The sequence below is a fragment of the Streptomyces sp. NPDC051310 genome, assembly GCF_044455245.1.
GTDB lineage: Bacteria > Actinomycetota > Actinomycetes > Streptomycetales > Streptomycetaceae > Streptomyces.
Window position 1 is genome coordinate 154346 of record NZ_JBITEO010000014.1, and the last position, 8589, is coordinate 162934.

The following is an 8589-nucleotide window of genomic DNA, read 5'->3' on the forward strand; positions in this document are numbered from 1 at the left end:
GGCGGTCGGCTCACGCCGCCGGGGAGGCGGCTCGCAGGGACTCGATCGCGCGGGACATGCTGGCCGCCGCGTGGCCCTGGTCGATCTGCTGCTGGAACAGCGCGTGCAGCGGGGCCAGGAGGTCCGGGCTGACGCCCTGGGCGCGTGACGCACTGAGGATGTTGGCCAGCCCCGCGGCGTTGATGGCCAGGTTGGACGTCTCGGTGACGTAGTCGCCGGAGTCGATCTCCCGTGCGAACCCGGGCAGGGCGCCGGCCACCCCCGTGAGCCAGCGCAGCAGCAGCTCGGTGAGTTCCTCGGCCTTGATCCCGGCGGAGCCGGCCAGGGCCACCGCGTGGAAGAACCCGGCGAACATGCCGTACATCCCGCCCAGCAGGGCGACGTCGTAGACGGAGGCCAGAGCGGCGTCGGTACCCACGAACGTACCGGCGCCCAGCAGCCGGAGCTGTGCGCTGTGCGCGTCGAAGGCGTCGGACGGACCGCTGTAGAGGACGAACGTCTCCGGCGTGCCGATGGTCTCCGGCACGCCGTACACCGCACCGGAGAGGTATGCGGCACCCCGCTCGGTGACCCACGCGTCCAGCTCCCGGGCGGACTGGGGGGTTCCTGAGGTCAGGTTCACCACCACGCGGCCGGCCAGCGCGCCGGCCGCCGGCGCGAGGACCTGCCGTACGGTGGCGTGGTCCAGCACGCAGACGATGAGCAGGTCGCTCGCACTGACGGCCTGTTCCACGGTCTCCGCCCTTCGGGCTCCGGCGGCGACCAGGCCGTCGGCTTTGCCGGGCGACCTGTTCCACACGGTGGTGCGGTGGCCCGCCTCCAGAAACGTACGGGCGAGGACGCGGCCGAGGTTGCCCAAGCCGATCACCGTGACGGTGCGGCGGATGTCGTGCGCGGTGGTGCCTTCGTTCCCTGCCATGGTCTTCCTCCGTGGTGGTCGGTGTGGGAACAGCGTGGCCGCGGGCGCTGTTGACCGGCTGTCGGTGCGCTGACGGTCCGCTGTTGTTGTCCTCGCCGCCGCCGCTGGGGCCGGGGCCGGGGCGGGTGGCAGGACGGTGACGCGGGACCGCGACACGGTGGGAAAGGGAGGGGTGTGCGGTGCGCTTCGGGGTGCTGGGACCACTGACGGTGTGGGGGAGGGACGGCCGTGCCGTACCGGTGCCCGGTGCGAAGGTACGCACGCTGCTGGCCCGGTTGCTGATCGCCCCCGGGCGTCCGGTGTCCGCGGACCGGCTGGTGGACGACCTGTGGGGTGAAGCGCTGCCCGACCATCCGCGCAACGCGCTGCAGGGCAAGGTCTCCCAGCTCCGCCGGGTGCTGCGGCACGCCGCACCGGACGAGCCCGAGCTGCTGGTCTCCGAGGCCGGAGGGTACGTGCTGCGGATCGCCGCCGACGCCGTCGACGCGGGGCGGTTCAGCGCGCTCGCGGCGCCGGAGCGCGCCCGTACCGCACCGCAGGCGAGGGCGGCGGCGCTGACCGAGGCGCTCGGCCTGTGGCGGGGCGAGCCGTACGCCGGCTTCGCCGACGAACCCTTCGCCCGCGCGGAGGTCACCCGGCTGTCCGAGGAGCGCCTCACGGCTCTGGAGGAACTCGCCGAGGCGAGGCTGGAGTCGGGCGAAGGACGTACGCTCCTCGCCGAGCTGGAGGCGCTCGTCGCCGCCCATCCGCTCCGGGAGCGGCTGCGGGCCGCGCACATGCGCGCCCTGTACAGAGCGGGCCGGCAGACCGAAGCGCTCGACAGCTACGACCTGCTGCGCCGCCGCCTGGACGAGGAACTCGGACTCGTGCCCGGTGCCGGACTGGACTCCCTGCGACAGGCGATCCTGCGACAGGACCGCGCACTGGACGGGCCGCCCCGCACGGTCGGCACCCGCCTCCCCGCGCCGGTCACCCGCCTCGTGGGACGTGACGCCGACCTCGCCGCCGTCGCCCGTACGATGACGGCCTCCCGCCTGGTCACCCTCACCGGACCCGGCGGCGTCGGCAAGACGCGGCTGGCCGTGGAGAGCGCGCGGCGGGTGTCGGACGAATTTTCCGACGGGGTGTGGCTGGTGGAACTGGCGTCGCTCGACCCGGAACGCGTCGCCGATCCCGCGACATCGGCCGTGGCCGAGGCCGTGACGAAGGTGCTGGGCGTCCGGGACGAACAGGAGGAGGACGGCGAGGCGACGCTGTCCCCCCTGCGGAGGCTGGCCGGCGCCTTCGGAGGCCGCCGCGCCCTGCTCGTACTGGACAACTGCGAGCACGTCGTGCGGGCGGTGAGCGCAGTCGTCTCATCACTGCTCCGCGAAGCTCCCGCACTGACGGTACTGGTGACCAGCAGGGAACCCCTGCGCCTCACCGGCGAGGCGGTGTGGCAGGTGCCGCCCCTCTCCTTGCCGGACGCCGTCGAGCTGTTCACCTCGCGTGCCGCCACGCCCTCCCTCGCACCGGACGGTCCCGACGCGGAGGCCGTCGCCCAGCTCTGCCGACGTCTCGACGGCCTGCCGCTGGCACTGGAACTGGCCGCCTCCCGCGTTCGAACGGCGGGCGTCCACGGACTGCTGAACCGGCTCGGCGACCGGTTCGGAGTGCTGACCGGCGGTGCGCGGGACGCCCCGGAACGGCAGCGGACCCTGCGTGCCGTGCTCGACTGGAGCTGGGACCTCCTCACCGCCGCCGAACGCGCCGTCCTGCGGCGGTTGTCCGTCCACGCGGCAGGCTGCACGCTGGAAGCGGCCGAAGCGGTGTGCGCCGGCGACGGCGTCCCGGCCGCCGACCTGCCGGACGTGCTGGAGAGCCTTGTCGACCGGTCGCTGGTCGTCCTGTCGGACCGTCCGGACACGACCGTGTACCACCTGCTGGAGACCGTCAGGGCGTACGGGCGCGAGCGACTGGCCGAAGCCGGCGAGAGCGACGCCGTACGCGAGCGGCACAGCCTCTACCACAGCCGTCTGGTGTCGCGCGCCGCGCCGCTGCTGCGCGGCCCGGAGCAGCAGCGCTGGCTGGAGCGGCTGGACAGTGCGGGCCCCGACCTGCGCCGGGCGCTCGACCACGCCGTGGCCGCGGATGCCGTGGCCGTGGGCGCCGCGCCCGCGGACCGGAGCCTGCGCATGGTGAACGCGCTGGCTTGGTACTGGGTGCTGCGCGGCCGGCTCGTCGAGGCGTCGCGGGCCCTGGACACCGTGCTCGTCTCCCTGCCCGACCGGCCGTCGCCCGGACGAGCCCTGGCCATGGCCTGGCGGACGGGGATCGCCGTGATGGCCGGTACCGAGGAACCGGCGGAAACGGCGGGGCGGATCGAGGCGGTCCTGTCGGCCTACGACGAGGTCGACGACCCCGAGGGGTACGCCACCGCGCTGTGGTTCCTGGGTTCGGCGCAGATGGGCGCCGGGGCGGTCGCGGCCGGCGAAGCACTGGTGAACCGTGCCCTGGACGGCTTCTCGGCGCTGGGCGACGGCTGGGGGAGAGCGGCGGCACTGAGCGTACGGGCCCGGCACGCCATGGCCCGCGGTGATCTGGAGGCCGTCCGGCGCGACGGCGAGGAGAGCGCGCGGCTGTTCCGAGCGGCCGGTGACCGGTGGGGATGGCTCCAGACCGTCTTTCCGCTGGCAGCCCTCAGCGAGATCCGCGGCGACTACCGGACGGCCGGCCGGCTCCAGCAGGAAGGGCTGGCCGTCGCGGAGGAACTGGGCCTGTCCAGGGAAGTCGCGAAGCGGCTGTGCGGCCTGGGCCGGCTGGCCCTCCTGACGGGGGACCACCGCCAGGCCCGGGAACACCACGAGCGGGCCCGGGAGCTGGCGCGGGAGCACCGCTTGCGGTCCGTGGAGGCCGACGCGGAGCTCGGTCTCGCCCTGGGCGCGCGCCGGGAAGGCGACCACGCCCTGGCCGAGCAGCGTCTGCGTCCCCTGCTGGACTGGTTCACCAAGGTCGGGTACGGGCCGGGCGTCACGCTGGTGACCGCCGAGCTCGGGTTCGTCGCCGAGCACCGCGGCGACGCCGCCGCGGCCCGTGCGCTGCACCTCCAGGGGCTGGAGGCGGCGACCGATCTGGGAGACCCGCGCGCGCGGGCCCTGGCGCTGGAGGGCTTGGCCGGTGCCTTCGCCCTGGCCGGCGACCACCGCGGCGCGGCACTCCTGCTGGGTGCGGCGGAGGCGGCCCGTACCTCGGTCGGTGCTCCGCTCCTGCCCGCGGAACGCGGTGACGTCGACCGCGTCATGACCGCCGCCCGCGCGGCGCTCACGCCGCGGGCGTACGCAGCCGCCCACGCCGAAGGCGCAACCCTGGACCGGGAGGGCGTCCACGCCGTGGCGTACACCGTCGCCACGAAGGCGCGTTGACCGCGTCACCGAAGCATCCATAGCCGGCAGGTTGCGGTCACGGGGCAGCGCCGCTCTGCGGCGGTGCGGTCGGCCCGCCATGGATCCTCATCATCGCCACCGCGGTGGTGTGCGTCGCGCCGGACACCCGGTGCTGATCCCGCCCGTGGTCGCGCTGATCGTCGGACTGCACGTCGTTCCGCTCGCGGTGGTCTTCGCACAGCCGCGCCTGCACGTCCCCGCCGCCGCGCTGACCCAGGTGGGGCTGCTGCCGGGAGCAGTGCCGGGCGATCACGAGCGCCGTTTGCAATGAGAAGGGGGCAGGCGTAGAGAGGAAGTAGGCGTCGGAACAGCCGCACCGCGTTGGGGATGGTCCCCGTGCCCGACATGTCATGGGCTCTGCTCGGAGTGCTGATTCTGCTCGGTGCCCTGGGTGCCTTGGGCGCGATCTATGCATGGCGGATGGCCGTCCGGGAGCCGGAGCGCGAACCCAGGATAGAAGTGCTGGCCGGTATCGGGGGCGGGCTGATCACGGGTATCGCCGTAGGGTTGTCGGCCCTGTTCCTGGAGCAGTCACTCGGAGAGACGCAGAAGTATGCAACGTGGCGGGCGAATGTTGAAATCGCGAGTTCCATACCCGGGTTCATGCCCGGCGACCGGAACATCGAGGGGATCAACTTCAGCGGCAAGGAACTGAGGAACGCGGACTTCACGGGCCTCGCGGTGCGGAACGTTCAGTTCCGGGACGCCAACCTGACGGGGGCCGTCTTCGATCGCGCCGATCTGCGGGGAGCGAACCTGATCGGGGCGAACTTCTTCGAAGCGAGCTTGAAGGACGCGAAACTCGATCGTGCTCTGCTTCAGGGCGCCAATCTCACCGGGGCGGTCATAGCCACGGATGAGATCTCCTTCCGCGGTGCGCAAGTGAACGCGGAGACCTGCTGGCCGGAGGGCGTCCCCCAGAGGATCCTCGACATGGTGATAGACCTCGCGAATCCAGCGGACCGGAGTCCCGGGCAGACAGCCCCCAACTGCACGCTGTGGGACGGGAAGGAGCGGACCAGGTGACGGGCGCTGCGTCCGGCGCACGGTGCGGCCCGGCGGTCGTGTGCGGCCGAGGGTAGCCAAGCGTCCCCTGTCGGCTGGCGGGTTGAGCCGGTCACGGCCGGCAGCCCCAGCCCTTTCCGCTGACCCGCCCCGGGGCCTGCCGCCCGGGCGGACCGGGCGGCACGCCGCGTCCCCGACCCGGCTGCTCGCCCGACGGGCGTGCTGCCGGAACGATTTTTCCCCACCTGTGTGCCCCGCCGGTGGGCGCGGCTTCCGGCGCGGCACGGGGCGGGATGTGCCGGGAGTTGGGCCCATCCTCCGAGGGCGCGGCCTCACCTCGATGCGGGGTGTTCGTGCTGCCGGGGTTCCGGCGGCGGAGCCGCCTTCTGGCGGTGGTCGATCAGTGACAGCAGAGGGCCCGTCATGGAGGTGGTGACGACCGCCATGACCAGCAGGGCCAGGTACAGGCCGGGGGTGAGTACGCCGGCGCTGTATCCGGCCTGGAGGAGGACGATCTCGGTGAGGCCACGGGTGTTGAGCATGACGCTCACCCGGAGCGCTTCGGTGCGCCCCTCGCCGCCGAGGCGTGAGACGGCGTAGCCACCGCCGATCTTGGCCAGCACGGCCAGAGCAGTCGCCAGCACGGCCACCAGCCAGGGCAGGCCGCCCGAGCCCGTCCATATCTTGAGTCCGGTGGCGATGAAGAAGACCGGCACCAGCCACAGGCCCAGGGTGGACACCCAGCGGACCGGTGCGTCCCAGTGCGGTGAGTCGGGGGGAATCATCAGGCCGACCACGAACGCGCCGAAGATCGCGGTGAGCCCCCGGGTTTCCGCCGTGTCCGCCGCTGCCAGCACCACGACGCCCAGGACGACGGCCATCAGCCACGGCCACCGGGCGCACAGGCGCTCGGCCTGCGGGGTCCTCAGCAGGCGGCGGCCCAGGGTGGCCGCCAGTGCCCCGACCACCAGCACGGTGGCCGCGGTCCCCACGCCGCCCGAGCCGGGCTGGGCGATGCCGATCACCACGGCCAGCAACAGCCAGGCGACGGCGTCGATGAGCGCAGCCGAGGTCAGCGAGAGCCGCCCCGCACGGGTGGTGGTCAGGCCGCGGTCGGCGAGGATCCGGGCGAGCACGGGCACCGCCGAGACCGCCATGGTGGTGGCCAGCAGCAGCACGAAGGCCACGGTGGGCGCCGTGCCGCGCAGCTCGGGCCGGTCGTCGAGCACGAGCCAGCCGCCGAACGCGGCACCGGCCAGCAGGGAGGGCACGAGGGTGCCCAGCGCGGTGAAGCCGATGGCCCGGTCCCGCAGCCGGGAGCCGTCCAGCCGCAGTTCGTGGGCGACGCCCACGAGGAACAGCACCAGTCCGGCGTGTCCGAGGTCGCGCAGCGGCTGCAGCACGTCGGGCGGCAACAGCACGGCCTGGGCCTCGGGCCAGGCCCAGCCGAGTACCGCCGGCCCGAGCAGCATGCCGAACGCGATCTCGCCGACGACGCCGGGCTGCCCGATCCGGCGGGCGAACCGGCGTCCCAGGAATCCGACGACCAGAAAGGCGCCGAGTGCGGCGATCGCGTGCGCGGCCACGGAAAACGTCACCGGCCCGCCGCTCCATCCCCCGCCGCGCCGGCCGCCGGGCCGCCCGCCGATCCGCCGTCCTCCGTGAGGAAGCCGACGACGCGGCGGACCACGGCATCGTCGCGCAGCACCTTGGTGTGGCCCAGGTCCCGCACCCGCATCAGCTCGGCCTGACCCCAGGCGCTCACCAGCGCCTCGCTGTCGGTGATCGGCGACTCCGGGTCGTTCTCGTCGTGGACGACGAGCAGCCGGCTGGTGAAGTCCCGTGCCGCGACGGCCGGTTCGATGGCGTCGAAGGAGATGCCGAGCCATTCCTCCGCACGCGAGCGGACCAGCCCGATGGCCTCCGGCGACACCTGCATCACCTCGCCGGAGCGGCGCCACAGGCTGGTGTAGCTGCTGATGGGGTTGACGAACACGACCCGCTCCAGGGAGACCCCGCGCGACATCGCGCAGGTCGTGGCCGCGGCGCCCAGGGAGTGGGCGACGACGGCGTGGAAGGGGCCGAAGCGTGCGTCGGCCGCCTCGACCGCCCTGGCGAAGTGGATGACGGAGGACTCCCCTCCCTCCGACTCACCGTGTCCGGGGAGATCCGCGACGACCACCGCGCAGCCCGCCCGGACGAGCGCGTCCGCCAGGACGGTCAGGTGCCCGGCGTTGCCCGCCCAGCCGTGGACCAGCAGGATCCGCCGCTCGCCCTCGCCCCACAGGTAGTGGACCACCTTGCCGCCATCGACGACCTCGACTTCCTTGGCGGCCTGTTCCAGGATCGGCCGGGTGGCGTTCGGAGGCTGCGTCCGCATCGGCGTGAAGGCCAGCCGGCGCAGCTTTTCCGTGATGTCGGTGTCCAATTGATCGCCCCTTACCTTGTTTCTTCCACGCTCCGCAGGTGCGCGGAGATGATCTTCCGGACCTCGGGTGAGTCCACGATGTCGAAGTGGCCGGCGCCCTCGACGAGCTGCACCGTGGAGTTCCGCCAGCTCGCGTGCAGTTCCCCGGCGTGCACCGGTGGCACGTAGTCGTCGGCCGTGCCGTGGACGACCAGCCCGGGCACGTCGATCGCCCGGGCGGCTTCGAGCGCCGAGTACTCGTCCCACACCGTCGCGCCGAACCTTCTTTCGATCTCCCCGATCACCGCCCGTACCCGGTCGTCGTGGAGGCCGTTCATCTCGGCGAACCTCTCGACCAGGAACATCTTGGAGGGCGGCGAGGAGATGGAGACGACCGTCCGCGCGGTCGCCCCGGCGTGCCACGCCGTGAGGGCCCACAGGCCGCCCATGGAGTGGCAGACCACCGCGTGGAGACCGGTGAGCCTGTCGTACAGGGCGCGCAGCAGGGCGCGGATCTCGGTGGGATCACCCGTGGTGCCCAGCGCCTCCCCGTGCGGCGGCACGTCGAACAGCACCACCCGGTAACCCTGTGCGAGGAGCTCTTCGGCGATGGCCACCATGCTGCCCAGATTGGTGTTCAGGCCGTGGACGAGGAGTACGGTCGGGCCGCTGCCGCTCTGGAAGTACTTGTAGAAGCGGCCGTTCACCTTGACGGTGTGCGAACGGCACCGATTGAGGAACGCCTTCGCGAACGGATCGTGCGGCAGCTTCACGACCGTGTAGAAGCGCTCCACGAGGTCGTCCACGGATTCGGTTCGGCTCACAGCGCATTCCTC

7 protein-coding genes are annotated in these 8589 nt (G+C 72.8%); 3 read left to right on the forward strand and 4 right to left on the reverse strand.

All coding sequences use genetic code 11. From position 1 onward, the window contains the following. Window positions 1–10 precede the first annotated feature (10 nt). Window positions 11–919, reverse strand: coding sequence for an NAD(P)-dependent oxidoreductase (locus ACIA79_RS21685; RefSeq protein WP_399429980.1), 909 nt, complete (start codon window positions 917–919; stop codon window positions 11–13). A 179-nt stretch (window positions 920–1098) separates the two neighbouring features. On the opposite strand from ACIA79_RS21685, the gene ACIA79_RS21690 reads away from it, so the two are divergent. From ACIA79_RS21690 to ACIA79_RS21700, 3 genes are all read left to right on the forward strand, one after another. Continuing rightward, window positions 1099–4320 carry a BTAD domain-containing putative transcriptional regulator gene (locus ACIA79_RS21690; protein WP_399429981.1) on the forward strand — a complete coding sequence of 1074 codons (3222 nt, stop codon included), beginning with the start codon at window positions 1099–1101 and terminating at the stop codon, window positions 4318–4320. 145 nt (window positions 4321–4465) lie between these two features. Next, on the forward strand, window positions 4466–4612 hold the full coding sequence (locus ACIA79_RS21695; protein ID WP_399429982.1) for a hypothetical protein: 147 nt from the start codon (window positions 4466–4468) through the stop codon (window positions 4610–4612). A gap of 74 nt (window positions 4613–4686) precedes the next feature. Then, window positions 4687–5367, forward strand: a complete 681-nt coding sequence (locus ACIA79_RS21700; RefSeq protein ID WP_399429998.1) for a pentapeptide repeat-containing protein — start codon at window positions 4687–4689, stop codon at window positions 5365–5367. Window positions 5368–5678: 311 nt separating this feature from the next. Here ACIA79_RS21700 and ACIA79_RS21705 read toward each other — a convergent pair whose 3' ends face one another. From ACIA79_RS21705 to ACIA79_RS21715, 3 genes are read right to left on the reverse strand one after another with little or no spacing between them, the layout of a single operon-like run. Then, the gene (locus tag ACIA79_RS21705; protein ID WP_399429983.1) at window positions 5679–6944 is read right to left on the reverse strand and encodes a cation:proton antiporter; all 1266 of its coding nucleotides are present in this window, start codon (window positions 6942–6944) and stop codon (window positions 5679–5681) included. After that, window positions 6941–7774: an alpha/beta hydrolase gene (locus tag ACIA79_RS21710; protein WP_399429984.1), complete on the reverse strand. Its 834-nt coding sequence runs from the start codon at window positions 7772–7774 to the stop codon at window positions 6941–6943. The genes ACIA79_RS21705 and ACIA79_RS21710 overlap by 4 nt, the downstream gene beginning before the upstream one ends. Window positions 7775–7785: 11 nt before the next feature. Further along, window positions 7786–8577, reverse strand: a complete 792-nt coding sequence (locus ACIA79_RS21715; RefSeq protein WP_399429985.1) for an alpha/beta fold hydrolase — start codon at window positions 8575–8577, stop codon at window positions 7786–7788. Window positions 8578–8589 lie beyond the last annotated feature (12 nt).

What these genes read in the sequence shown, in the direction of transcription:
- ACIA79_RS21685 (WP_399429980.1), bottom strand. Translation starts at nt 919, where the DNA reads ATGGCAGGGAACGAAGGCACCACCGCGCACGACATCCGCCGCACCGTC.
- ACIA79_RS21700 (WP_399429998.1), top strand. Translation starts at nt 4,687, where the DNA reads ATGTCATGGGCTCTGCTCGGAGTGCTGATTCTGCTCGGTGCCCTGGGT.